28 protein-coding genes are annotated in these 24,121 nt (G+C 57.6%); 9 read left to right on the forward strand and 19 right to left on the reverse strand.

The genetic code is table 11. The features are described 5' to 3' along the window. Positions 1 to 92: 92 nt before the first annotated feature. Positions 93 to 1,319 carry a TiaS agmantine-binding domain-containing protein gene (locus WCE46_RS08250; RefSeq protein ID WP_424733218.1) on the reverse strand — a complete coding sequence of 409 codons (1,227 nt, stop codon included), beginning with the start codon at positions 1,317 to 1,319 and terminating at the stop codon, positions 93 to 95. A gap of 43 nt (positions 1,320 to 1,362) precedes the next feature. On the opposite strand from WCE46_RS08250, the gene WCE46_RS08255 reads away from it, so the two are divergent. Together WCE46_RS08255 and thsA are read left to right on the forward strand one after the other, a co-directional pair. Further along, positions 1,363 to 2,286, forward strand: coding sequence for a transcriptional regulator (locus WCE46_RS08255; protein ID WP_424733219.1), 924 nt, complete (start codon positions 1,363 to 1,365; stop codon positions 2,284 to 2,286). Between the two features lie 65 nt (positions 2,287 to 2,351). Next, entirely contained in the window at positions 2,352 to 4,010 is a 1,659-nt protein-coding gene (gene thsA / locus WCE46_RS08260) for a thermosome subunit alpha (RefSeq protein ID WP_424733220.1), read from the forward strand. Between the two features lie 341 nt (positions 4,011 to 4,351). Here the strand turns inward: thsA and WCE46_RS08265 are convergent, their stop codons facing one another. Continuing rightward, positions 4,352 to 4,915: a cupredoxin domain-containing protein gene (locus tag WCE46_RS08265; protein WP_424733221.1), complete on the reverse strand. Its 564-nt coding sequence runs from the start codon at positions 4,913 to 4,915 to the stop codon at positions 4,352 to 4,354. 197 nt (positions 4,916 to 5,112) lie between these two features. Between WCE46_RS08265 and WCE46_RS08270 the strand changes: the two genes are divergently transcribed. Then, on the forward strand, positions 5,113 to 5,517 hold the full coding sequence (locus WCE46_RS08270) for a hypothetical protein (protein WP_424733222.1): 405 nt from the start codon (positions 5,113 to 5,115) through the stop codon (positions 5,515 to 5,517). A 27-nt stretch (positions 5,518 to 5,544) separates the two neighbouring features. Here the strand turns inward: WCE46_RS08270 and WCE46_RS08275 are convergent, their stop codons facing one another. The 6 genes from WCE46_RS08275 to WCE46_RS08300 all read right to left on the reverse strand — a co-directional run bounded on the left by WCE46_RS08275 (position 5,545) and on the right by WCE46_RS08300 (position 10,292). After that, positions 5,545 to 6,267: a hypothetical protein gene (locus tag WCE46_RS08275; RefSeq protein WP_424733223.1), complete on the reverse strand. Its 723-nt coding sequence runs from the start codon at positions 6,265 to 6,267 to the stop codon at positions 5,545 to 5,547. Between the two features lie 172 nt (positions 6,268 to 6,439). Next, on the reverse strand, positions 6,440 to 6,700 hold the full coding sequence (locus tag WCE46_RS08280; RefSeq protein WP_424733224.1) for a 4Fe-4S binding protein: 261 nt from the start codon (positions 6,698 to 6,700) through the stop codon (positions 6,440 to 6,442). Next, a complete protein-coding gene (locus WCE46_RS08285; RefSeq protein ID WP_424733225.1) occupies positions 6,697 to 7,224 on the reverse strand; it encodes a 2-oxoacid:acceptor oxidoreductase family protein in 528 nt (175 codons plus the stop codon). Before WCE46_RS08285 ends, WCE46_RS08280 begins: the two co-directional genes overlap by 4 nt. Further along, entirely contained in the window at positions 7,217 to 8,329 is a 1,113-nt protein-coding gene (locus tag WCE46_RS08290) for a transketolase C-terminal domain-containing protein (protein ID WP_424733226.1), read from the reverse strand. The genes WCE46_RS08285 and WCE46_RS08290 overlap by 8 nt, the downstream gene beginning before the upstream one ends. Beyond that, positions 8,326 to 9,204, reverse strand: coding sequence for a thiamine pyrophosphate-dependent enzyme (locus tag WCE46_RS08295; RefSeq protein WP_424733367.1), 879 nt, complete (start codon positions 9,202 to 9,204; stop codon positions 8,326 to 8,328). The genes WCE46_RS08290 and WCE46_RS08295 overlap by 4 nt, the downstream gene beginning before the upstream one ends. Before the next feature lie 443 nt (positions 9,205 to 9,647). Continuing rightward, positions 9,648 to 10,292 carry a hypothetical protein gene (locus WCE46_RS08300; RefSeq protein ID WP_424733227.1) on the reverse strand — a complete coding sequence of 215 codons (645 nt, stop codon included), beginning with the start codon at positions 10,290 to 10,292 and terminating at the stop codon, positions 9,648 to 9,650. 338 nt (positions 10,293 to 10,630) lie between these two features. Here WCE46_RS08300 and WCE46_RS08305 point away from each other — a divergent pair, with 338 nt between their 5' ends. The 3 genes from WCE46_RS08305 (at position 10,631) to WCE46_RS08315 (ending at position 13,129) form a co-directional block, all read left to right on the forward strand. After that, on the forward strand, positions 10,631 to 11,116 hold the full coding sequence (locus WCE46_RS08305; protein WP_424733228.1) for a cation:proton antiporter regulatory subunit: 486 nt from the start codon (positions 10,631 to 10,633) through the stop codon (positions 11,114 to 11,116). Further along, positions 11,116 to 12,261, forward strand: coding sequence for a cation:proton antiporter (locus tag WCE46_RS08310; protein WP_424733229.1), 1,146 nt, complete (start codon positions 11,116 to 11,118; stop codon positions 12,259 to 12,261). Before WCE46_RS08305 ends, WCE46_RS08310 begins: the two co-directional genes overlap by 1 nt. A 163-nt stretch (positions 12,262 to 12,424) precedes the next feature. Further along, entirely contained in the window at positions 12,425 to 13,129 is a 705-nt protein-coding gene (locus tag WCE46_RS08315) for a DUF5714 domain-containing protein (protein WP_424733230.1), read from the forward strand. Here the strand turns inward: WCE46_RS08315 and WCE46_RS08320 are convergent. From WCE46_RS08320 to WCE46_RS08340, 5 genes are all read right to left on the reverse strand, one after another. After that, entirely contained in the window at positions 13,117 to 13,557 is a 441-nt protein-coding gene (locus WCE46_RS08320; protein ID WP_424733231.1) for an adenylyltransferase/cytidyltransferase family protein, read from the reverse strand. The two genes, WCE46_RS08315 and WCE46_RS08320, sit on opposite strands and share 13 nt — an antisense overlap. Continuing rightward, a complete protein-coding gene (locus tag WCE46_RS08325) occupies positions 13,554 to 13,925 on the reverse strand; it encodes a Mov34/MPN/PAD-1 family protein (protein WP_424733232.1) in 372 nt (123 codons plus the stop codon). The genes WCE46_RS08320 and WCE46_RS08325 overlap by 4 nt, the downstream gene beginning before the upstream one ends. A 160-nt stretch (positions 13,926 to 14,085) precedes the next feature. Next, positions 14,086 to 14,787, reverse strand: a complete 702-nt coding sequence (locus WCE46_RS08330; protein WP_424733233.1) for a hypothetical protein — start codon at positions 14,785 to 14,787, stop codon at positions 14,086 to 14,088. Positions 14,788 to 15,409: 622 nt separating this feature from the next. Then, positions 15,410 to 15,691: a peptidylprolyl isomerase gene (locus tag WCE46_RS08335; RefSeq protein WP_424733234.1), complete on the reverse strand. Its 282-nt coding sequence runs from the start codon at positions 15,689 to 15,691 to the stop codon at positions 15,410 to 15,412. A 79-nt stretch (positions 15,692 to 15,770) separates the two neighbouring features. After that, a complete protein-coding gene (locus WCE46_RS08340) occupies positions 15,771 to 17,183 on the reverse strand; it encodes a dihydropteroate synthase-like protein (protein WP_424733235.1) in 1,413 nt (470 codons plus the stop codon). 41 nt (positions 17,184 to 17,224) lie between these two features. Between WCE46_RS08340 and WCE46_RS08345 the strand changes: the two genes are divergently transcribed. Beyond that, entirely contained in the window at positions 17,225 to 17,902 is a 678-nt protein-coding gene (locus WCE46_RS08345; RefSeq protein WP_424733236.1) for a CehA/McbA family metallohydrolase, read from the forward strand. Beyond that, positions 17,857 to 18,702: a tRNA pseudouridine(38-40) synthase TruA gene (gene truA, locus WCE46_RS08350; RefSeq protein ID WP_424733237.1), complete on the forward strand. Its 846-nt coding sequence runs from the start codon at positions 17,857 to 17,859 to the stop codon at positions 18,700 to 18,702. Before WCE46_RS08345 ends, truA begins: the two co-directional genes overlap by 46 nt. 8 nt (positions 18,703 to 18,710) lie before the next feature. Here the strand turns inward: truA and WCE46_RS08355 are convergent, their stop codons facing one another. The 4 genes from WCE46_RS08355 to hgcA all read right to left on the reverse strand — a co-directional run bounded on the left by WCE46_RS08355 (position 18,711) and on the right by hgcA (position 21,952). Beyond that, positions 18,711 to 19,943, reverse strand: a complete 1,233-nt coding sequence (locus WCE46_RS08355; RefSeq protein ID WP_424733238.1) for an NAD(P)-dependent malic enzyme — start codon at positions 19,941 to 19,943, stop codon at positions 18,711 to 18,713. A gap of 81 nt (positions 19,944 to 20,024) precedes the next feature. Continuing rightward, entirely contained in the window at positions 20,025 to 20,453 is a 429-nt protein-coding gene (locus WCE46_RS08360; protein WP_424733239.1) for an arsenate reductase ArsC, read from the reverse strand. An 84-nt stretch (positions 20,454 to 20,537) separates the two neighbouring features. Next, a complete protein-coding gene (gene hgcB / locus WCE46_RS08365) occupies positions 20,538 to 20,888 on the reverse strand; it encodes a mercury methylation ferredoxin HgcB (RefSeq protein ID WP_424733240.1) in 351 nt (116 codons plus the stop codon). Then, positions 20,888 to 21,952: a mercury methylation corrinoid protein HgcA gene (hgcA, locus tag WCE46_RS08370; RefSeq protein WP_424733241.1), complete on the reverse strand. Its 1,065-nt coding sequence runs from the start codon at positions 21,950 to 21,952 to the stop codon at positions 20,888 to 20,890. The genes hgcB and hgcA overlap by 1 nt, the downstream gene beginning before the upstream one ends. An 82-nt stretch (positions 21,953 to 22,034) precedes the next feature. Here hgcA and WCE46_RS08375 point away from each other — a divergent pair, with 82 nt between their 5' ends. Continuing rightward, on the forward strand, positions 22,035 to 22,415 hold the full coding sequence (locus tag WCE46_RS08375; RefSeq protein ID WP_424733242.1) for an ArsR/SmtB family transcription factor: 381 nt from the start codon (positions 22,035 to 22,037) through the stop codon (positions 22,413 to 22,415). Here the strand turns inward: WCE46_RS08375 and WCE46_RS08380 are convergent, their stop codons facing one another. Next, on the reverse strand, positions 22,416 to 22,667 hold the full coding sequence (locus tag WCE46_RS08380; RefSeq protein ID WP_424733243.1) for an NAC family transcription factor: 252 nt from the start codon (positions 22,665 to 22,667) through the stop codon (positions 22,416 to 22,418). A gap of 3 nt (positions 22,668 to 22,670) precedes the next feature. After that, entirely contained in the window at positions 22,671 to 24,050 is a 1,380-nt protein-coding gene (locus WCE46_RS08385) for a cobyrinate a,c-diamide synthase (protein WP_424733244.1), read from the reverse strand. Positions 24,051 to 24,121: the final 71 nt, after the last annotated feature.

Below are 24,121 nucleotides of genomic sequence, written 5' to 3' on the forward strand. Positions count from 1 at the left end.
AGAATGAACCGGCAGGCAATATGCTTTACTGATACCGAGATCTTTTACGGGGCACTGTTACAGGTGTGCAGAGATTCGTGCACCTGCCTGAATCACGAGATCTCCGGAAACCCTCTGCACAATGGTTTTGCGAGATGTCTTCGGGCAGTCGGCGGAACTTCGTACCACCCGGCAGTGAGTTTTCTGGGGATCTCATCCACCTCCGGATCCATTGCATGCCCACCACATTTGCGGCACTTGTAGCCTTTGTCTTTCCCGGCGCTTGTCATGCGTTTGCTACACACGGTGCAGAGCGGGGCCTGTGTACGGAGATCCCGGGCCGGTGAGACAAGGCACATCTTCTCAAGGTTGATGCTACCCTTCTTGTAACTCCCAACCGCGATTATCGCATCACCCGGCACCAGCTCCCGTACGGTGTCCCGGAAATTCTTGGTCGGCTCGTATGCCATGCACCGGACTTCCGCATCGCCGTCCCGGATCTCAAATGAGACATGCCCCCCGGCCCCGGTCGCCGGTCGGCCGGCAACAACGCCCCGCACCCGGTACGAGATTCCTTCGCGCAATGCTCCACACGTTCCGGGGACAAGGTGGGCGTCGGTTCCCTGGTTTGTCACCCAGATCTGTTCGAGCGCCGGTTTCTCGGATTCGATGAATGAACGGGCCGACATCACCCATGCCGGGCTCTCGCCCCGGATACCAAAGAGGACCGGGTCCGGCGTGTGCGGCACGCAGACCACGACCTGATTTGCAAAGTCCACGGTATCCCATGTGTGGGGGAATGTCGCCTCCTCTGCTGCAAAGAGGCTCTCCCTGTCCACCTCCCGCTGCGTACCCCACCGGGACGGCTCGCGGTACGCGAGGACCTCGTAGGTCGCATCGGGAAAGACGCTTGCGACCGCTGCGGTCGCACCGACAAGGCCGCGCCGGTTCTTCCAGCCCCGGTACCGGGCGCCTGCTGCTTCGAGAACGGCAATCGCCTCATCGATCTCGCAGAAATCCGTCACCGCCCGCTGGTAGAAGGCCGGGTCCGGCCGTTTTTCTGCCACGACCACGCCGGGGTTTGTCTTCTCGCAGGAAAAATCCGCAAGTTCCTCCACGATGGCGCACGCGAGCTCGAACCCCCGGTCCGGGTCGCCTTCCACATCGAGCGCGATCGCTGCGTTCCCCCGGGTCTTGAACGTCACGTTCGGGTTGAGCCGGGCGAGGCGTGCCTCCCTGACCCGCATGTGCTCACGGATCAGCCTGCGGGCCAGCACCGCGCCGAGATACGTGGTGCACATCCCCCCCGGAGAGTCCGTGTCATCGATACCGATCAGCATGTCTATATTAATATATGGGCACGCTCCATCCATTTGTAACTACATGTCCCAGGAACGCCAGCTCCAACTGGTAACGAGTGTGATGATATCGGCGGGGTTTGAGGTATCCGAGAAGTTTACCCTACGGCCGAGGAGTTTTGATCTCATCGCACGCGACAACGGGACCCTGCTTGTCATGAAAGTCGTGACCCATATCGACTCGGTAAGCGAGGAAGCCGCGTTCGATCTGGATGCGATCGCGGAGCACCTGGGTGGCGTGCCCCTGATCGTGGGCGAACGCGCCCGCGAGGCCGAGCTCGAACGGGGGGCAGTCTATGTCAGGTACGGCATCTACGCGATCAGCATCGCAACGCTGTACGATTATTTTGTGGAGAAGATTCCGCCACTCGTCTACGCCTCTCCTGGAGGTCTGTACGTGAATATCAACGGTGACGCCCTGCGGGAACTTCGGGAGCGGCGCAGCATGTCGCTTGGCGATCTCGGGCAGGTGCTCGGGGTGTCCCGGCGCACGATCAGCAAGTACGAGAGTGGGATGGGCACGACACTTGAAGTCGCGATCAGGATCGAGGAGTACTTCAATACCGGCGTGGTCGAGTCCATAGATATTGTGAAGCGCGAACCGGCAGAATCCGGGCCGGAAACATCAAAGAAACGGTCGGTCCCGGGCATCCCCATAGAATTCCTCGAACAGCTCGGGGTGCAACTCCACACGCTCCGGGGCGCACCGTTCCAGGCGCTCCTCACGTTCGAAAAGCACACGATCCTCACCGGCTACGGAACGGCACAGAAAGTAGTGAAAAGGGCCGCGCTCATCAGCAACCTCTCAAAGATCGCAAAGAAGCACGCGATGTGTATCATCACCGATTACCATCACGAAAAAAAGATCGGGCGGACGCTCGTGATCGGCGAGGACCGCCTCCATGCAATCGAGGACGGGTTCGAGCTCCTCGACATGCTGGGCGACTGATTTTTTTAGAGAACTTTTATATAGAACCACAAACCACTTTTACTGCTAAAAGTGGTGATAATTTAATGTCTCAACAACTTGGAGGACAACAGATCCTTATTCTCAAGGAAGGCACCAACCGCACCCGCGGCCGCGATGCACAGGGTATGAACATTACCGCTGCAATTGCAGTGGCAAATGCAGTCAGAACCACGCTCGGCCCCAAGGGTATGGACAAGATGCTTGTCGACACCATCGGCGATGTCGTCATCACGAACGATGGCGTTACCATCTTAAAAGAGATGGACATCGAGCACCCGGCTGCAAAGATGATGGTCGAGGTCGCAAAGACCCAGGATGACGAGGTCGGCGATGGAACTACCACCGCAGTCGTCATTGGCGGGGAACTTTTAAAGAAGGCCGAGGCACTCCTCGAACAGGATGTCCACCCGACCATCATCGCCGCAGGATACCGGCAGGCCGCAGAGAAGGCCCAGGAATTCTTAAAGGACATCGCGTTCGACGTCAAGGCAACCGACAAGGCGATGCTCAAGAAGATCGCCGAGACCGCGATGACCGGCAAGAGCGCAGAGGCTTCAAAGGACAAGCTCTGTGACCTCGTTGTCAAGGCAGTCACCATGGTCGCTGATGAAGACGGCACCGTTGACACCGACAACATCAAAGTCGAGAAGAAGACCGGCGGCAGCATCGACGACTCCGAGATCGTCGAGGGTGTACTCATCGACAAGGAGCGTGTCCACCCGGCGATGCCAAAGAAGGTAACAAACGCCAAGCTGCTTCTCTTAAACGCAGCCGTCGAGTTCAAGAAGACCGAAGTCGACGCCGAGATCAACATCACCCACCCCGACCAGTTACAGGCATTCCTCGATGAAGAGGAGCGCATGGTCAAGGGCATTGTGGACAAGATTGTCAAAAGCGGCGCAAATGTCCTCTTCTGCCAGAAGGGTATCGACGACATTGCACAGCACTACCTTGCAAAGGCCGGCATCTTCGCCGCCCGCCGTGTCAAGAAGAGCGACATGGAGAAGCTTGCCCGGGCAACCGGTGGCAGCCTCGTCTCCTCGATTGACGCGATAGGGAAGGACGAGCTCGGCCATGCCGGACTCGTCGAAGAGCGCAAGGTCTCCGGAGAAGAGATGACCTTTGTCGAGCAGTGCAAGAACCCGAAGGCGGTCTCCATCATCGTCCGCGGCGGCACAGAGCACGTCGTTGACGAGCTCGAGCGTGCGATCAACGATGCACTCCGCGTTGTTGCGGTCGTTGTCGAGGACAAGAAGGTTGTCGCCGGCGGCGGTGCACCCGAGACCGAGCTCTCGCTCCGGCTTCGCGAGTACGCGGCAAGTGTCGGCGGCAGGGCCCAGCTCGCCATCGAGGCATTTGCAGGAGCCCTTGAGATCATCCCGCGCACCCTTGCAGAGAACGCAGGACTTGACCCCATCGACATGCTTGTCGAGATCCGTGCAGCGCACGAGAAGGGCAAGAAGACCTACGGCCTTAATGTCTACGAAGGCAAGGTCATTGACATGAAGGCAGCTGGCGTTGTCGAGCCGCTCCGTGTCAAGACCCAGGCAATCTCATCTGCCGCCGAAGCAGCCATCATGATCCTGCGCATTGACGATGTCATTGCATCCCAGAAGAGCGCAGCACCCGAAGGTGGCATGCCCCCGGGTGGAATGGGCGGCATGGGTGGAATGGGCGGTATGCCTGGCATGGGCGACTACTAAGTCCCCCCTTTTTTATTTTCCCGACATTTTTTCCGTTTTGAGTTTTTTTGCATTTCCGAAGAGTCGCGTACAATCCTGCGAACAAATTTTCTGCTACGCGATCCGGCCGTTATTTCTGACCTTTACGTTAGGCACCTCGGGAGGATGTGGCCCCCCTCGTTACCGCTGCTGCCGGAGTCCGGCATTGGTGTTCAGCCACACGGATTTACAAAAAAACGGGGCATCCCAATCCGTATCAGGATAGTATTGGAAAACAGAAACACATGGCTTTACGTGCGACATTCTTACAAAGACTTTGTGTGGTGGGGGTACTTCCCGAAAAAAAGAGAAAATAAGAAGATTTAACAGCCGGTAAGGGTGCAACCTGCCTTGACGATGATCGTTCCCGTGATGGTCGCGTTATCTGCAAAGGCATAGGTATACGTACCTGTGTTTTCACCGAAGTTAAACTGGAACGATGCGGTTGGGATTATATCCCCGGAGTTGAACATGCCGGTGTTATTCCCGATCATCTTGATCGAGTGGGTGACGTTGTCGTCATTTACCCAGCTGATGCCAGTACCCGGGAGCACGACATCGGTCTGAGGGGTAAAGCCGGTGCTGGTGATATGGACCTTTGTAACTCCTGAAGCGGCAGTGACCGTTGGCGTGACATTTACGGGGGCGACAGTTGCCACGGTAGTTACGTTTGCCGCTGGTGCAGTCACATTTGCAACAATGGTTTCGTTTGTGACCGGTACTGTGGTCTCCACTGTGGTAGCAACAGGGGTAGCTATCGTGGTGACTTCAGTGGCCGGAGCCGTTGTTTCCGTCGTGGTCTGTGCAGAAGATGATGCGGTCTGTGTACAGCCGGTGATCGCCACCAGTGCAACCAGAAGGATAATAAATCCCATGAGTAACTTCATATGGTGTACACATGAAATGTCCATAATTAAATAAATTTACCTTTTTTACGGCTGAATCTTATTCAGATCCAAAAATTACCTTCAATGTATGGTGCATGGAATGTTCTCGCTGCATTTATCCGGGATCTGATTTGGTGACTGGTCAGCCGGGTTTTCTCTTGCGACAGGTTAATGATACCCGGGATGCACCATCTTTCATGAGCGACCGGTTCATCAGCACGAATTACCGCACCGACTGTTACCACTGCAGGCAGGTGGCAGATCAGCACATCCAGGCGATGCCCAACCGGGCCGATGTCACCTGCGAGGCCTGCGGAGCGACCCGGGTTTTTGTGCCCCGGATTGAAGATGTGGATGAAGCCGGGAGGTTGGCCGGGCCCGGAGCCTGGCCGGTCTGGTCTCTTGCTGTTGCGGCAGCGTGCCGGAACTGCGGCGTGTCAGGCCCTCATGATATCACGGTCAGCTGCCGTTCCATCACGGTAAAGTGCCGGAACTGCCGGTTCACGCATCTCTACCGGTTCGATCTTGAATATATGGCAGGCGATCCGACCGATGGCAGGTCAGCGGGTGTTGTCACGGGCCATTCAGGTACCTGCCCGTAACCTCTCTAAAAAAAAAGTCACGAAAATTTATGCATCGCAGTACGTGCTGAGCCCCGGGTACGTGTCGGCATAGCACTCAAGCGTATTTTTAAGCCGGTGTTCGAGTTTCTGGCTTTTTGCGAGCAGGAAAAAAACGATCTCATTGTCGGTGATGGTGACCGGATCTGAACCGGCACGTTCTTTTAACTGCATGCAGTGGCGCTCGACATACTTATCATGGTTTACCCGGGGAAAATGCTGGTAGATCATCAGAACCGATCCCATGTCCATGCGGTCGCGGATCTTTTTTACCTCTTGCAGGAGCACGTGATTCTGGTCGGCCCTGGTATCCGAGATGCCGGTGTCCGGGTCTAAAAATATCAGGGAGTTTTTGGGAAACGCATCAAAGATGGACTTGAAATAAGAGTCATGGTTCCTGCTGGTGAATTTCTGCCTGCCGGAAATATCGATCCGGATCTTTTCCCTGGTAAAATAGGTCCCGATTTCGTCGAGATACTCAACATCATCCGAGATCTCCTGGAGCCGCTCTAAATGGTCTTTGAGTTCCCGGTTCTGGCTGCCGGCTTTTCCGGAGCGATATGCAGTGTCCAGATCGTTATACCCGGCGCTCTTCCGGTTTTTGGTATCATTCGTTTCGGTCAGCATCGGGACGAAGGTAAAGCCTTCCAGTTCGGGCAATGACTTCATGATATGGCGCACCAGATCGAACTTGAAGAGATCCCGTGTGTCTCCGAAATATCTGTGGTTCATGTACTCTCATTCCTGACAGGGGATATTCGGTCAGGGGATGAAAAAAGTTTCGGCTTGAATCTAAGTAAACATCGTAACACGGTTTGACAACCGGGAAAATTTATGGGTTGTCTCCTGTTTTTTGCACAGGGTGCCGGGTTGCCCCCCAAAGAAATAAAATCTGTTTGCGGAATTACTTCTCTTCCCGCACCATGGTAATGGCTTTTTTCGGGCACTCGTTTGCGCAGATCCCGCAGCCCTTGCAGAACCTGAGGTCGACCATGAGTTCGTCATCGATCGCCCCGTCCGGGCAGTACATCGAACAGAGCCCGCATTCGTTGCACTTCTCCTTGTCGACCACGGGCTTGAACACCCGCCACGACCCGGTCTGTCCCGCGGCCCCTTCGGTCGGTGTGCTTATTGCAAGCCGGTCGTGTTTTTTCGCGCTGCTCATATCTTCATCTCCTGGTACGCAGATTCCGCAGCTTTGACGTTGCGTTCATCGGTAAACATTCCCCGGATTGCGGTCTTTGCTGAGTCAACCGTGACGATCCCCATCTTTGCGAGCGCCCCGAGCACCGGCGTGTTGAGGATCGGGCTTCCCGCGACCACGAGTTTTTCTTTAAGGGCGATCCCCGTCAGATCAACATTGAACGTCGTGTACCCGGCAAACTCCGGCGTATGGGCGCTGTTAATGAGCACCCGTCCGCCTTTTTTGAGCCCGTGCAGGACATCAACCGTCTCCATGACGCTCGCATCGAGCACCACGACAAGGTCAGGGTCCCGGATCTGGCTGTAGACCTTGATCGGGTGGTCGTCGATCCTGACAAACGAGACAACCGGCGCCCCCCGACGCTCGGCGCCGTAGAACGGGCAGGCGGTCGCGTACTTGCCGTCATGGAGCGCCGCAGTCGCAAGGAGCCGTGCAGCGGTGACGCCACCCTGCCCGCCCCGGGAATGGATACGGATCTCAAACATGGGTCGTCACCCCGAACCAGAACTCATGGCCGATACGACGCTTACGGACAAACTCCGCGATGTCGTCGTACGTAACCTCCTGGCCGCCAAGGCCGGCGATCACACTATAGACATCAATATGGCATTTTGCCATGATCTCGTGGGCGACGATGCCGCCGTAGCCAAACGAGTAGTCCCGGTCGATCACGACGACCTCTTTTCCCGCAAGGTCGAGATTCGGGAAGGGACGGAACCAGCGCAGGCGCATCGAGCCGGCCTTTATCCCCTCTTTTCTCAGGATATCGATGGCGACCTCGGCCTCTTTCCCGAGCGTCCCCATCGCAATGAGGATCACGTCCGCGTCTTCGCACCGGTAATTATCAGTCTGCCCGTAGCTCCGCCCGAACCGCTTCGCGAAGTCCTTCTCGGTCGCGGTGATCACTTTTTCGGAGTCACGCATCGAGCGCTCGATCTCCCACCGGAATTTGAAGTGCTGGTCGGGCCCGGTCAGGCCGCCATAGCTGGTCGGGTGCTTCGGGTCGATCGCGTGGGGCAGGTGAATCGGCGGGATAAAGTCCCCGGGATCCACGGTGTCCAGCGGCTGCATGATATGGGAGAGGACAAATCCGTCGAGGTTCACCATCACCGGCAGCAGCACATCGTTATGTTCCGCGATCCGGAACGCCATGAGGGTCGTATCGTAAGCTTCCTGCACGGTTGAGACATAGACCTGCAGCCAGCCGGTGTCACGCTCCTGCATCGCATCGGTATGCTCGGCCCAGATGTTCCAGCCGGGGCCAAGCGACCGGTTCACGTTTGCCATCACAATGGGGAGCCGTGCGCCCGCCGCCCAGTTGGTCATCTCGTGCATGTACAGGAGGCCGTGTGCGCTCGTCGCAGTAAACGTCCGCACGCCCGTGATGCTCGCGCCAATGCAGGCTGCCATCGCCGAGTGTTCGCTCTCGACCGGGATGTATCGGCTCTTCATCTGGCCGCTTGTCACGTAATCCGCAATCGTCTCGACGATCTCGGTCTGGGGAGTGATCGGGTACGCGGCGACGACATCCGGCAGTGCCTGCTTGACGGCTTTTGCGACCGCCTTGTTCCCCGTTGCTATCTCCTTCATGCCTGCGCCTCCTCGGCGGCAAGTTTTTTGAGGTTATCAGAAAGGCGCTGTTTGAGGATTGCAAGCGACTTTGCATCGATACCCTTGAACCGTCCCTGCGGGGCGAGATAATCTTCGAGTGGCAGTGGTTTTTTCATTGCGGCTTTTGAAGGGGCGCTGATGGAAAGCTTCCCGTGCTCGCGCTCGTAGAGCACCCACATCCCGGACTTCACCGCGAGTTTTCCCATCTCGATTGTCTTCTCGGTCGGGTACCGCCAGCCGGGCGGGCAGGGGGCGAGGATGTGGATAAAGGTCGGGCCCCTGAATGTGAGCGCCTTTGCGACTTTCTTGTAGATATCCTGCGGGTACGCGCTGCATGCGGTTGCCATGTATTCAAGGTGGTGGGCAGCCGCGATCGCATCGATATCTTTCTTCTCCACTGTCTTGCCGGTCGGGGTGGTCGTTGTCTTTGCACCGAGAGGTGTCGCGCCCGAGCGCTGCATACCGGTGTTCCCGTAGGCCTCGTTGTCGTAGCAGATATACAGGAAATCGGTGCCCCGTTCAAAGGCGCCCGACATCGACTGGATCCCAATATCGAGCGTCCCACCGTCCCCGGCATACACGATCACGTGGGTTTTTTTGCCCTGTGCCTGGAACGCTTCGGTCATACCCGACGCACATGCAGCAGCCGCGGCAAACGCGACGTTGTAGACCGGCACGTTCATCGCGGTGTTGGGGTAGATCCCCTGGATGACGCTCGTACAGCACGCGGGCACCACGAGCACGGTGTCATGCCCGGCAGCTTTTAATACGTAGCGCAGCGTCAGGGACGAACTGCACCCGGCGCACGCGGACGTGCATTTTTTTATGTACTCTTCCTTTGGGATTTCAGCGATGATCACCAACTCCTCTGACCCGTTCCCGGGTTGTTACGGACGAGCGCGAAAAGAGATCGCGGATCTATCATTATTTATCATCATGGATAGGCAAAAAAGGATCTGTTCTGCTGATCGTTGTTTACCATCGATGGAACTCGACTGACAATCACTTTCACCCCGCCCGGTCCGGGGTTTAAACCCCGGGTCTTTCAACAGTAGGTACAGGGAGGGCAGAAAAACCCCTAAAAAGAAGTTCATGCGCCTGGAATCAGTCCGGCACGAACCGTAGTCCTCCCGGCCTCTCAAAAGAAAACCCTTGAATGATATCTGTGTCAGATGCATGAGCGGGATCCTCTCACCCCTCCTCACGCCCACACAATTTTCGTTTTTATAACATTTCCCGTTCTGTCGATAAAAATAGTTATCCGAAGGGAACGAGCCCCGTTTCATGTTCCCGGATTTTATTCCTGACGTCCTTTCAACGTACCAGAAACTTTAGCGTTAAATTTTTTTAAGATATCAGAATGCTCTGCCAGTGCCTGCAACGCCCTCTGCTTATGGACGTATGCCGGATACCACACGGTAAAGACGATAGCGATTACCATGAAGACCCATTTTAAGTTGTCCCAGAACATAAGGCCCGGGTCAGGCCGGAGCAGCAGGAAAGCATCAATAGCCGTGCTGAGGGTAAATGCAATTCCCCATACTGCGGTGATGATATAATTTACCCGCATGAATGGTGCACTCTTGACACGTTCGGGGTCCACGCCTTCCCGTGAATACTGGAGGGTGAAGGGGAACCTGAACAGCATCGTCGCCCAGCAGACGAGCGTTAGGATCAGCATCGAGAGAACCGAAATGTAACTCGCGAGAGGGTACATCTTCAATCCGATGATCAGGATGAAGAACACAACGAAAAAAACAAGCGTTACCACAGAAAGGATATACCCCTGGAGCAGTTGCCGGTAACTCGTCAGGAGAGTGAGCACGATACCGACAACAAAGGCGAGGGTCAGACCCATCAGGGGACTACCCAGGGGAGCTTCAGCGACAAGGGTGAACGCTATCCATGGCACAAATGCTGTGAGAAGGGATATCAGGTTCATTGCGTTTTTGAAGAAGGATTCTCGGAATGATAACTCTTTTGTTTTATATGCCTGTTCCCTTTCGTTTCACAAAAGATCTGTCCTACCGCAAGGAGCGGTGGGTGCATGTTGTGGCGTGATGAGTGTGTCGGTTCATGAGCCCTTTCCACCGTTTCGATCATTGTTGGAACATATGGGATGTTTTCCTGGCCGGTTTTGCGATGGAAGATCTTGGCATTTTTCAGGATCCGGCCGCCCCCTCGTTCCACTGGGGGTGAGTGCAGGAGAGAGAAGGAGAATGTCAGTGGTGTGCCGGCAAAGGAGTAATATATTTTAGGATCATTTCTCTAATGTCTCCTATGGCTCTTCGATCCCTCAATCTTCCCGGTGTCGGCACAAAATACGAATTCGAGACTGATAAGGGCGATACGGTCGCGATATTTTTCACGAAGACCGGCACCATCCAGATGTATACCCTCCAGAAAGGCTGCCACACGCCAAGCGCTGCCGAGATGACCCCGGTGGAAGCGCGGAGGCTCGGGAATATTCTTACGGGGGCTATTATCGAGGCCGATCAGGAGAGTGTCGAGATCGCATTTTCTGCGCTTGCCGATCTCCGGGTCACCATCCACACGTACATTGTCCCCGCTGCTGTCGCAGGAAAGACGATCGAAGACCTTGAGATCCGGGCAAAGACCGGGACGACTGTTATTGCCGTCTCAAGAAATGACAAAAATATTATCAATCCCCCGCCATCGTTCGTGTTTGAGCGCGGCGATGCCGTGCTGGTCATCGGGGAAACCGACCAGCTCAGGTTATTCGAACACGAGATCATGGTGGATTGATGGAAGGCATCGTACTCGCACTTTTTGTCTGCCTCATACTTGCGCTCGTGAGCAAGTACCTGACCCTCCCGGCGATCCCGTTCTACATTATTGCCGGTGTTGTCATGGGACAGGCCGGCCTCGGGCTTGTTGCCTCCGACCAGATCAGCAGTTTTTTTTCAGATATGGGGCTGATCTTTTTACTCTTCTTCGTGGGCCTCGGTCTCCGGGTCGACAAGATCTCGGAGAACCGGTCTGCCGTCCTTACAAGCGGGATTATCGATCTCAACGTCAACATGCTCATCGGTTTTGTGGCCGCGTACCTGCTTGGCTTTTCGTTTACCGAGGCGCTCATTGTCGCCGCAGCTTTTTATATTTCCAGCACCGCGATGGCAGTTACCTCGCTTGTAGAGAACCGCAAACTCATGATGCGGGAATCGGAGACCATTATCTGGCTGATGGTCTTTGAGGATATCGCGATGATCATCGTCCTTGCTCTCCTCTCGGCTGGCGACCAGAACCTGCTCTTCTTTGCCGCAAAGATCATCTTTGCGCTGGCGATACTCTACATGCTTGCCCATTACGGCAAGGAATTTCTGGTCTCTATCCTCGACCGCGACGATGAACTGCCGGTCCTCTTTACGTTTGTTGCCGTGCTCGCGACTGCGGGATTTGCCGTTTTTTTCGGGGTTCCCGACACCATGATGGTGATCGGCCTTGGTGCCGTGTTTGCGACGACCGACCCGGATGCGTTTGAGCAGCATGCCCGCCCGTTCAAGGATGTATTTATTGTGATCTTCTTTGTCTTTTTCGGGATCACCATCAACCTCTCCGGCAATGTGAGTCTCTATGTGCTTACGGTTATCTGTCTCCTTGCCATCGTCAGCAAACTTATTTCCGGTGTGCTGACCGGCCTCTACCTCTATGGATCGGCAAAATCCGGTCTTGAGATCTGGGCAAACACGATCGGCCGTGGCGAGTTCTCCATCGCGCTTGCCGTGCTGTACGGCTCTCCCCCGGTCGCGGTTACCATTGCCGTGATGGTGATCGTGACCTCCCTCGTGGGATCGTTTGCGGCAAAGTACTCCGGTACGCTCCTGCACGGGTTTTCCGGGAGAAGCCGCCATCACGGGCCGCCACCGCACCGCATGCGTGCGGGCCATTGATCATTTCGCGCGACAAGGACGAGCCAGATCGCGTGCAGATCGCAGTGCACGATCTTCCCCCCCTGAAGTTCTGCATGCTTGCCACCTTATGCAGAGGATACCTGCCAGGATCAACAAAGTTTTTCCTTAAAGGGCCCCTCTCTTTTGACAACAGAGATTTTCCATGACTGACTTCCGTACCGGGTGCATGGTCTGCGGCAAACCGCTCCGTTACCTTGAGTCCCCGGAGCAGCACGAGTGCGCGTACTGCCATCAGGTCCAGACGGCGAATGCTCTCTGTGTGGACGGGCACTTTGTCTGCGATCGCTGCCACCAGCTCGGAGCTGACGACGCGATAGAGCAGTACTGCACAAAGACAACGGAGACCGATCCGATCCGGATGGCGATCACCTTAATGCAGAACCCGGTCGTGAATATGCACGGCCCCGAGCACCACTTCCTCGTGCCTGCCGTGCTCCTCGCGGCATACTGCAACGTTGTCGGGCAACCGGATAAAAAGGCAAACCTGCTCGCGGTGGCACGGGATCGTGCCGGGATGATCCGGGGCGGGGCATGCGGGTTTATGGGCGACTGCGGCGCCGCGGTGGGCACCGGGATCTTCATCTCGCTTGTGACCGGCGCAACGCCGCTCTCGCGCCACGAATGGCAGCAGGCAAACCTCGTGGTTGCACAGAGTCTCACGACCATCGCCCTGCACGGCGGCCCGCGCTGCTGCAAGCGCAACACATTCCTTGCACTGCAGGGAGCGGTTGCGTTTGCTGAGAAAAGCCTTGGCGTGAAGATCCCAATCGACCCGAACGTTACCTGTACGTTTTATGACATGAACAACGAGTGCAGGACCACGGACTGCCCGTTCTATCCCCGCTGATCGCTGCCGCGTGCTTCGATGATCCGCTGGACGATCAAGCGAGAACTGGCGAGGTCGCCGTCCTCGTACCTTCCGATCCTGACAACCTCTGCACAAAGTTCCCGTTCTGCTAGCTGGCGTTTGAGATTATCTTCGTTAAAGTACTGGTTAAACCCGATCGTGATAACATCGGGGTGGATCTCTTCGATGGGCCGGAACATGTCGGTCGGGTCGCCGAGGATCGCGTGGTCCACCGGTTTGAGCGCAGCGATCATCGCCCGGCGCTGCTCCTCCGGGACGATGGGGTGGGGCTTGTGCTTCACGTTTGCATCCCGGGCCACGATCACAAAGAGTTCGTCGCCGAGTTTCTTTGACTCAAGAAGGTAGTAAAGGTGCCCCGGGTGGAGGATGTCGAAGGTACCGGTGGCAACGACACGCCGGGGGGTCATGGGATCACCGCAAGTTCGCAGGGCTCGCCGTCAGCAGTAAAACATTTCCAGTCGCCTTCGCGGTACGGTGCGCCGATGATGAGGTGATATTTTCCCGCCCGGGGAAAGAAGTTCACGTCCGCATTGGAGGGCCGGATCACGCCGTTCGGGTGGGAGTGGGCGCTTCCCGCGTTGTGGGTGCCAAGCGGCATCATGTCAAAGAATATGGAAGCAGACGAACTCCCGGCAATTGTCCCGGGAAGGAGGTTGAGTTCGCTTATCACCCCATCCTCTTCTTTGAGGAGTGCGGCAAACTCGTTTGGGTGGCTGTTTTTGCCCAGTTCAAGCAGCAGTGAAAGAAGTTCTTTTTTGATCCCGCGGATGGTCATGGTGGTTCACTATTAAAAAAGCGTTCCGGCGCTTGTACCGATCCATTCGTTCTGGTATGAGAAAAATTGCTCGCAAAACACCGTAATAAGGAACAGTCCCGGTAGATCCGGGAAACTTTCCTCTGATATCACACGGGGAAAAAAGATTTTTAAAAGGGTATTATGTGCCGGTCTGGCCTTTGAGCCATTTTAAGAAAGCCGCAATCAGGTCGCTGTCCTTCTGGTCCTGGCTCTGAGTCTGACTTGCGCTGATCCCCTGCTGCTGTCCCGACTGGGTGCCCGCCCCGGCATTGTTCCCGTTCTGGTCCTGGGGCCCGTTTATGGTACCGTTATCCGATGGGACCTGGGGGGGCGTCACGTTCCCGTCCGCCGGGTTGGGTGCAGTCATATTACCACTGGAAATGGACGAGTTTTCCCCGTCGGGCTGGCACAGCGTCGTGTTATCTGGTGCTGTCCAGTTACCGGTGGCGGTTGTGTTGCCGTCACCTGGAGGGTGGCAGAACGTCATGTTGCCTGCGGTCATTCTGTCCTTTTTGTGCCAGGCCATGTTCCAGTATGCAGTCGTGTTCGCATCACCTGGGCCGGGCATGGTGCCGGTCATGTTCCCGAAATTTCTGTCCGGGGGACCGCTTGGCGCTGTCATATTTCCCGGGTTCTGATCTGACCCGGAGTTTGTGTTCTGCCCGTTTTCCGGCAGCATCATATCGCCCTGATTTCCTCCCTGGCCGCCTTGGCTGTTGCCCTGGTTCGTACCCTGCTGAGAACCCTGGCCGGGTCCCGCTGCGGCGACCATAGGTACCATGACCATGGCTGCACACAACAGGATCGCGGTGATGAGTCCGAATTTTCGCAAATTCTTCATTGTGCATTACTCCTTTTCGGGCAACTGCTTTTTCCCGGCAGTTGTCATACGCGGCCTTTTTTTAACGGTCATGGTATAAATTGAAACCACGCGAGGGGTCAAATACTTGCAAAAACAGGTCAATGATCATACCTGTGAGTTAGCAGTATCACTGGTGCGGTTATCCCGCGGCTGAAATAAAAAACCGGGGGGTTCGCAGGTTCCTTTCGGGACGAGCGGGAACGGTCAATCTCCCTTCAGGACTATTCCGGAACCATTTTCCGTACGGGTTTATGTAAGGTTATGAACGATTTTTGCACCCTGCCGGTCCATGTGCCCCTGCGGTCCCGGTCACCAGCGACCCCGCCGGAAAGACTTGTTGCGGCAGGGAACAGGTCAGGGCGCGCGGGATTATTCCCTGAATGGTGGGTGCCCTGCATGCGGTGCCGCACAACAGCACCCGCGTGAAAATTCTCACGTGGTCTGCTAAAACAAAAGGGAAAACCATCAAATAAAAAAGTTCACGGATCTTCTCTTGCGGGAATTGCAGAGCAGGGACTGCCGCCCCGCCAAAAATGATCGCGGCCGCGACTCAGAGAAAAAAATTTGTAATTTGTGTATTGCATCAGCCACGTGATCCGGGTTATTTCTTCCCGGTCACCTTGATGACATGGTACCCGAACTGGGTCTTTACCGGCCCGATGACTGCGCCCTGTTCGGCGGCAAATGCGGCCTCTTCGAACTCGGGAACCATCTGTCCTTTGCCGAACCAGCCGAGATCCCCGCCACTCTTTTTCGACGGGCAGGAGGAGAATCGCTTTGCGACTGCGGCAAAGTCCTCGCCGTCCTTGATCCTTTTCAAGATCTTGTTTGCATCGTCCTCATTGGTCACGAGGATGTGGGATGCGCGAATCTGTGTGGTCATGTATAGTGATGGGGAGGTTTTGGGATAAAAGGGTTGATGGGGGCAGTGGGTGCCAATGCAGCCCACGACATAATCCCCCTTAAAACTCCCCGTCCTGCTCGAAGCTCCTGCCGTACCGTATTGCCAGTTCCGCTTTGTACAGTTCCCGTCCAAGATATCCTGCATGGTCGAGAAGCGAGACATGCCCCTCTGAAAGCAGCGTAAAGAGCACGTCCTGCCACCGGCTTCCCTTCACCGCCTTTCCGTTGATCACCGCAACGATCTGGTTACCTTCGATCCCGATCCGGAAGTTGCCTTTCGGGTCATAGGTTATCTCGTCCGGCATCAGTTTTGCCACCGTTGCCGTTTCATATTCGAGCGGCGGTTCGCGTCGGCGCCGTTTTTCTTTGAGCACCAGCAGATCGATACCGAGATCTTTGGGATACGGCCGGTCCCGGGTCAGCACCATCATTTCCGTCGCCTTCCGCATCTCCCGGATCGAGCCCTGGGTCTTGTCCGAGTGCTCGCTTGAGAAGATGACAGACGCCCCGACTTCTTTTGCCATGCCGGCAAGGAGGGCGTTTGCCCCGACCGAGTCCGCATCGAGGAGTTCGACCACGTTTCCCGCGCCAAAGAAGAGTGGGCAGCCATAGTCTCTGAACTGCCGGAGCGAAGCGACCAGCCCCGAGCCGATCGGCTGGAGGAGCGGATCGGCGACGATGCAGCTGATGCCAGTCCCGCGAGCCTTTGCGATGTTTTCCCTGAGTGTTTTTGTGCCCGGCACCACGACCGCCGCCGCCCCGGCCCGGGCCACGTCCTTTCCCACAGTTGGGATATTGATATCCTGGAGCGAGAGCACGAGGTCGGCCCGGAAGAGTGCCGCCCGGATCAGGTCAGGGTCCTGCGTGTCCACCGCGAGCGGGCCATCAATCTCCTCAAGTCCGGAGAACACCCGTTTCACGTCAGCCGGGGTCGCATCGAAGCCAAAACCGAGGTCGACGATGTCGGCACCGTGGGAAAAATACGCTTCGACAAGACCCGCGATCCCCTCCACGCGGTGGGCATCCATGATCTCGGCGAGCACTTTTATCCGGGAATTCCCGCCGATCTTCGTGCCCCGGATCACAAACTCCGGTTCTGCGTTTTTCTCTGCTGAAGTGACACGGGCCATCGCATCTTTTGCTTTTCCTGCCGCAAGGAAATCTTCCGCAGGAACGGTGCGCGAGAGCGGGATCTTCCCGACCAGCGGGAGGATCCATGCGAGGTCTGCCGCGTGCCGGGGCCCCCGGTACACCGGCACCCCGGTCTCGCGCTCAACCTGCTCAAAGGAGACGGTAGACATCCCCGAAACAACCACGGCGTCGTACGCGCCCTTCGCGATCAGCTCCCGGAGCGCCCGGGGTGTAAGAAACGAGGCGATCTTCCCTGTCACCACCACATCGGCGTCGAAGCCGGTCGCCGCCCGGCGGACCGTTTCTGCGGTTGCCGCGCCGGTGGGGAGGAGGATGCGCATAAGTTTCCTTAATACCTGAGAGATAAAAACACTATGATCAGATGCTGACCTGCGATCTGCACGTGCATACCAATTTTTCCAAAGACGGCGAGAGCAGTGTGGAGGAGATCCTACGGCAGGCCGAGGTGGTCGGGCTCGATGCTATCGCGATCACCGACCACGACTGCGTCGACGGCGCAAAACGGGCGCTCACGATCCAGACGTCGGTGCTTGTGATCCCCGGGATCGAGGTCTCAACCCTTCAGGGGCACCTGCTGGTGCTGGGCGTGACCGAGATTATTCCTGCAGGGCTCGATGTGCGCGAAACGGTCAGGATCGCCCGGCGCATGGGGGCGCTTGTGATCCTTCCCCACCCGTACCACATGTGGCGGCACGGGGTTGCCCGGAGGATACGAGCTGCGATGACCATCGTGGACGCAGTCGAGGCTTTCAACAGCCGGTACATCGTCGGTTCGGCCAACCGGAAGGCAGGGCGGATCGCACAACGACTGGACAAGCCCTGTGTCGGAGGAAGCGATGCGCACAACGTACGTTTCGTGGGATACGGAAGGACGTTTGTCGAAGCAGAGCCGGATATGCAGGCCATCTTTACAGCCATCCGGACGGGGCGGGTTTCCTGCGGCGGGAGAAAGACGCCCCTGCGCACCTACACCCGCCAGTCGCTGAACAACACATGGAGAAAAATCAAACGGCTGACCCGGCGGTTCCGCGTCCGGTAAGGCTTGCATTCCGGGTATCGTACCTCGGCACCCGGTTCTATGGCTCCCAGCAGCAGGAGTCCAGCCGCACGGTCGAAGGCGAGTTTATTGCCGCGTGCCGGCGCCTCGATCTTTTTTCAGACTGGCGGACCGCAGGTTTCTGCTCTGCCGGCCGGACCGATCGCGGGGTGCATGCCTGCGGGCAGGTTGTCGCATTCTCCACATCGTATCCGGGCCGGGCACGAAGCGCGATCAACCAGCAGCTCCCGCTTGATCTCTGGTGCACGGCCTCCGCTGAAGTCGGGGAGACGTTCCACCCCCGGTATGATGCCCGGTCGCGCACGTACCGGTACTACTATTCCGAACCACCGGAAGATTTACAGGCAATGGAAGCGGCTGCTACCCAGTTCCTTGGCGAGCACAACTTCTCGAACCTTGCCCGGGTGGGCGACAAGAACCCGTGGCGGAAGATTCTTGAAATCCGGATCGGGAACGAAGGCCGGTTTGTGTATCTCGAAGTGAAGGCCGAAAGTTTCCTCTGGCACCAGGTGCGGTGCATGGCGGCGGCACTTTTTTCCGTTGGCATGGGCGACGAGGACGCAGACGGGATCCGGCTGCTGCTCAACGAAGCGGTGAGCCGGCCGATCCAGCCGGCGCCGGCGGAAGGGCTCGTGCTCTGGGATACGGACTGCGGGCTCTCGTGGGTGCATATTGAAAAAAGCGACCGCAGCGGCACGTACTGCGCCGAGCTCCGGCGCCACCATGCGCTCATGGAGCAGGTGTGTCGGGTGCTCCGGCCCGAGCCAAGAGAGCAATCATAGATTAGCGATCAGTCGGGTGTGTCTTTGAATTCCCGTGCGCATCCGCTGGCGACCGCCGCCTCACTCACGGCCCCGGCAACAGCCTTGACCACGCCCCGGTTGAGCACCTTGGGCAGGATGCAGTCCTTTCTGGGGCGCTTCACGTACCTGGCAAGGGCGTGGGCAGCCGCGAATTTCATCTCATCGGAGATCCGGGTCGCAGACACATCGAGGGCACCGCGGAAGATGCCCGGGAAAGCGAGCGCGTAGTTGATCTGGTTGGGGAAATCGCTCCGTGCCGTGCCGACCACGGCCGCCCCGGCGAGCAGGGCATCTTTTGGCAGAATCTCGGGCATGGGGCTCGCGAGCGCAAAGATGATCGGGTCGTCTGCCATCGTGCGGATCATCGCCGGCGTCACAATCCCCGGCACAGAAACGCCGATGCAGACATCCGCGCCTTCCATCGCATCGGCAAGCGTACCGATCCGCCCGGTTTTATTTGTCTCGTCCCCGATGATGAACTTGTACTTGTTCGCGTACAGCCCCTCCCGGTCCCGGTGGACGATCCCCTGCGTATCGCATACAATAATATCGTTCACGCTCGGGAACAGCCCGGGGTCGTAGCCGATGTGCCGGAGCATGCGGGTGATGGCAAAGCCGGCCGCCCCGGCCCCGCAGATGACGATATCCAAATCTCCGAACCGCTTTTTTGTCACCCGGCAGGCGTTTAAGAGTGCAGCGAGCACGACCACAGCAGTCCCGTGCTGGTCGTCGTGCATCACCGGGATCCCGATGCCCTGCAGCGCCTCTTCGAGTTCGAAGCACTTGGGCGCCGCGATGTCTTCGAGCGCGATCCCGCCAAAGACCGGCGCGATGTTTTTAATGTCGTCGGCAAATCCCGTGTGGTAACTCTTAAAACAGATGGGAAATGCATCGATGCCGGCGAGTTTCTTAAAGAGGAGGGCCTTTCCTTCCATCACGGGGATCGCGGCGTATCCTCCGATGTTCCCGAGCGAGAGGACGCGGGAGCCGTCCGAGACGATCGCGATTGTGTTTGCCTTGAGCGTGTACTTCCAGGCCAGTTCTTTGTCTTTTGCGATCTCCCGTGAGACTGCTCCGACCCCAGGGGTATAGGCAAGCGAGAGGTCGTGCCTGTTTTTAAGCCGGACTTTTGAATGAATCTCGATCTTGCCGCGATATTTTTCATGGAACGCGAGCGAGTCTGCGTAGATGTTCTCCCGCTTCTTTTTTGGTCCGGTCATAAAAAGCCACGCTTCGGGATAGTTCAATGGTGGGAGCGGAGCATGATGAATGTTTTGAAAAAAAAAGCGGGCGGTTGGCTTTTATCCCGGCAACCCGTGTGCAAACGCCTCATCGATCCACGCACAGATCGCGTCCCGCACCCGCCGGTACCCATCAAGGATCTCCTCATCGGTCCCGGGTGTCAGGTGCGGATCGGGGAAACCGTGGTGGATCGTTCTTTTCGCGGACGGGACGACCGGGCAGACCGCATGGGCGTTGTCACAGAGCGTTACCGCGAGGTCGAGCGTGACACCGGCAAACGTATCAAGTGACTTCGGCTGGTGGCCGGAGATATCGATCCCGATCTCTTTCATCACGTCAATCGCACGGGTACTCACCCGGCCGGCGGGCCGGAACCCGGCCGAGAACGCCTCGTATTTATCGTCGTACTTCGCCCACAGGTAGCCCTCCGCCATCTGGGAGCGGGCTGCATTTGCGGTGCAGACAAAAAGGATGCGGGGCCTGTTCATGTTCTTCACTCTGAAGATGGACTGCCGTCTTTATACCATTTCTCTTTTAGGTAAAGGACTACGTTTATGAGGTCAGACTGATCGTCACTTCACCCTGTTTTCGGCTCCGCACGAACACGGTTCCTCCGGTGGGTCTCCTCCGCAGCACGAGCCATCAGGTCCTCCGCAGCTGCATTCCGTGTCCATATCCTTTCCCCGGAGCGCCGCACCGATCATTGCCCATGCGCACCCGACGCCGCTCTGGACTTCGATTGCCTGCACCGGGCAGTTCTTCGCACACGCTCCGCACTCCATGCAGTCCCAGGGATGAACGAGCTCTGCCCGGTTTTTTCCTTCGGCAAAGACCCGGTGGGGGCAGACCTGCGTGCAGCGCCGGCAGTTGATGCATTTTTCCGGGAAATACCGGAGCGTGTTATCAGTGTACGCGTCAAACATCAGGCCACCCCCGTGAGCCGGAGGACACCAAGCGCGATTCCGAGAATTGTCCCGGCGCCGACCATGAGTACCATCGCCGGCACGTACCGGAAGATCTCTTTTTTCACACCCGTCCGCGAGGTGAACGTGGTCGAGCCCGTGAAGTTAAGGGCGAGGTACGCGACAACGGACGGGATGATGAGGAACGGGACGAGTACCGCGATGACCTGTGCAATGCCGGAGAGGCCGGGCGCCTCAACGAATCCGGCCGCAAACGGGATTGCGACAAGGACCCCGAGGAAAAATCCCTTCATGGAGAAGTCATGCGTCGGGATAACTGGGAGCAGCGCCGGGAAGAGTACTGTCCCTGCGAGCACGGCGGCAACTGCGGCGAGCCCCGCGACAGGGCCGGCAAGGAAGTACAGCACGACTGCCGCTGCGATCATCGGCAGGAGTACATGCGTCAGTTCCATGGGGCAGAGGACGAGCCTGTCGGCAAGGGGGAACCTGACGGTTCGCATCTCCTGCGTTGCCGTATGGGTGGCGATGTACGCAGGGAGATCCCGGGCCCGGACCGGGCCGTACTCGACCGAGAAGCCGGACCTGCGGGCGACCTCATGTGCCGAAACCCCGGGTGCCGAAAGTTGGGGGAGGATAATTTTACGGTGCGAGACGACCCCGGAGAGACCGGTGAAGCCGATGCGCCGGACCAGTTCATCCGTGCCGAACGTGCCTTTCCCGGCAGCGCACCAGACATTGATGCCCTTTGTATCGAGGACCAGGATCCATGCGTCCCTACCGGCAAGCGCCGACCGGAGCGCATCGAAACTGAGCGTGTAATTCGCGGAGGCAAAGACCGAGGACTCGTTTGTCGGGCTGCCGAGCCGGTACAGGCCCGGGGGGACGATCCGGCCCATCCGGTTGACTCCCCACCGGGCAAGGAAGTGATCCCACCGGTCTTTTCCGGTGATTATGGAGTTGGTAGTGCGGATCGTTGGAGCTGGGCCGGAAGTCCCGGAGTAGCAGCATTGAACAGCCGTTTTTTGTGGGGTATTGCCGGAGCAGGCATTTTCTGGTAGTTCCATGTCTGTCACTTCATTTCAAATTTTGTTGAAACTGTATCTGCAGGTCAATGGTATATATGTTGGCATTTTATAATAATTTGAAATGAAGTCTTCCGGTATATCCTGCTGCGGTACGGGAAAACCCCGCAATAAGAAACGGGCGGCATCCGATATCGGCCTCGAAACTATCGAGCACCTCGGCGGCGAGGAAGTGCTCTCCCGGGCAGTTCCGGCTGGAACCGAGCTGGCCGCAATGAGCCGACGGTATCATGCCCTTTCAGACCCCCTGCGGCTCACGATCCTCTACATTCTCCGCGACCAGCCGCTCTGCGTCTGTGTCATCAACCGGTTCATGCAGATTTCCGATTCAAAACTTTCCTACCATCTCACGGTCTTAAAAGAGAGCGGGCTTATCGAAGGCGAGTGCCGCGGGAACTGGATCATTTACTCGCTCACCGATACCGGGAAAAAATTCGCAGCGTAATTATTTTGTTGGGGCCTTTTTGTACTCGGCCAGCACCGCTGCGGCGTACTCGTCCACAAAGGCCGGCGGGATGTAATTGCTCTCACGGAGACGGCGGATGAGTTCCGCACTGATCTTTGCATCCCCGTCAAGCCCCCGGGCCTGAACGGCTGCATCAAGGCTGGTGATGCCGACCTGTTTTCCTGCGACCGTGAGCTGCCGGGTGTTAAAGAGTGCGTCGGCCGCACAGGGAGAGAGCGAATCTTTCGCCATCGCTTACCTCCGTCCCCCGTTTTTCCTGAACGCTGCCGCAGCCGCCACGAATTTTTTGCAGAACGCGTCGGTGAAATACGCGTGGGTATACTCCCCGAGCGTTGCGTGCTCCACGAGGCCATCGTTACCTCCTCCGATGCCGGCCCCATGCGAGAGCCGGATCGCAAAGCGTGCGTCGCTGCTGCACTCGACCCGTGAGTAATGGAACTCGTGGCCCCGGATCGCGACGGATCCTGTCCAGAGGCCGGGCCGGTTCCCGAATGTGCCCTTCACGTACCCGAGCGCCTGGAATTTTTTTGTCATGACCGCCCGGCCCGGGAGGATATCTGCCATCGCGTATGTCCGGCCATCGGTTTCAAGCGAGCCGCAGAGGTACATGAGCCCGCCGCACTCGCCATAGACCGGCATGCCGGCTTCCGCACGATCCCGGATTGCCGCCCGGCACCGCGATCGTTCGAGCGCGTCCGCGTGCAGTTCGGGGTATCCCCCTCCGATATAGATTGCATCCATATCGGGGAGGGTATCCGAGAGTGGCGAGAAGGGGCGGACCTCCGCACCGGCCCGGGCGAGCCGGTCGAGATTATCCTGGTAGTAGAAACAGAACGCATCGTCACGTGCGACCCCGATGATCGGCCGGTGCCGGGCCGCAGGAATTTTTTGCGCGACAGGCGCCGGAACATTGAGTGGCGGGGCTGCCCGGGCAACATCGAGGATCCGGTCGAGGTCGCACCTTTCGGCGATCACCCGTCCATAGGTTTTCATCGCCGGCGACTCGCGAGCCATCACAAGTCCGAGGTGCCGGCTCTTTACCTCGCTCTCCGGCTGCCTGGGCACCCAGCCGAGCGCCGGGACAAATTCCTCATCTGCGATCATCTGCCGGTGCCGGTCGCTCCCGATCCGGTTGTAGATGATGCCGGTGATCTTCACCCGGGGATCAAAGTCCCGGAACCCCTTTACCACCGCGTGGATGCTGCGCGAGACCGCGTGTACATCGACGACAAGGATAACAGGCGCCTTGAGGATCCTTGCCACGTGTGCGGCGCTTGCGGTATCGGACCCCCCCCTTCCGTCAAAGAGGCCCATCGCCCCTTCGATCACCGCGATATCAGCGCCGGCGGAAGCGTCGGCAAAAGTACGGTGGATCCCTGTCTCTCCCATCATGCAGAAATCAAGGTTCCGGGACGGCCGGCCGCAGATGAGCGTGTGGTGGGAGGGGTCGATGAAGTCCGGGCCGGTCTTGTACGGCTGGACGATACATCCGCGTGCCACAAGAGCGGCCATCAGTCCGCTTGCGATCGTGGTCTTGCCACAACCGCTGTGCGTGCCGGCGATCACGACCCTGGGGATCTCTGCCTGCATGATGATGTTGTTTGCCGGCTTCATGGGTATAATTTATCGTGTCCTCCAACGGGGATGCTCACTTACGGGATGCCGGGCCTCTGGTTAATGACAGG

The organism is Methanoregula sp. (genome assembly GCF_049690535.1).
Lineage (GTDB): Archaea > Halobacteriota > Methanomicrobia > Methanomicrobiales > Methanospirillaceae > Methanoregula.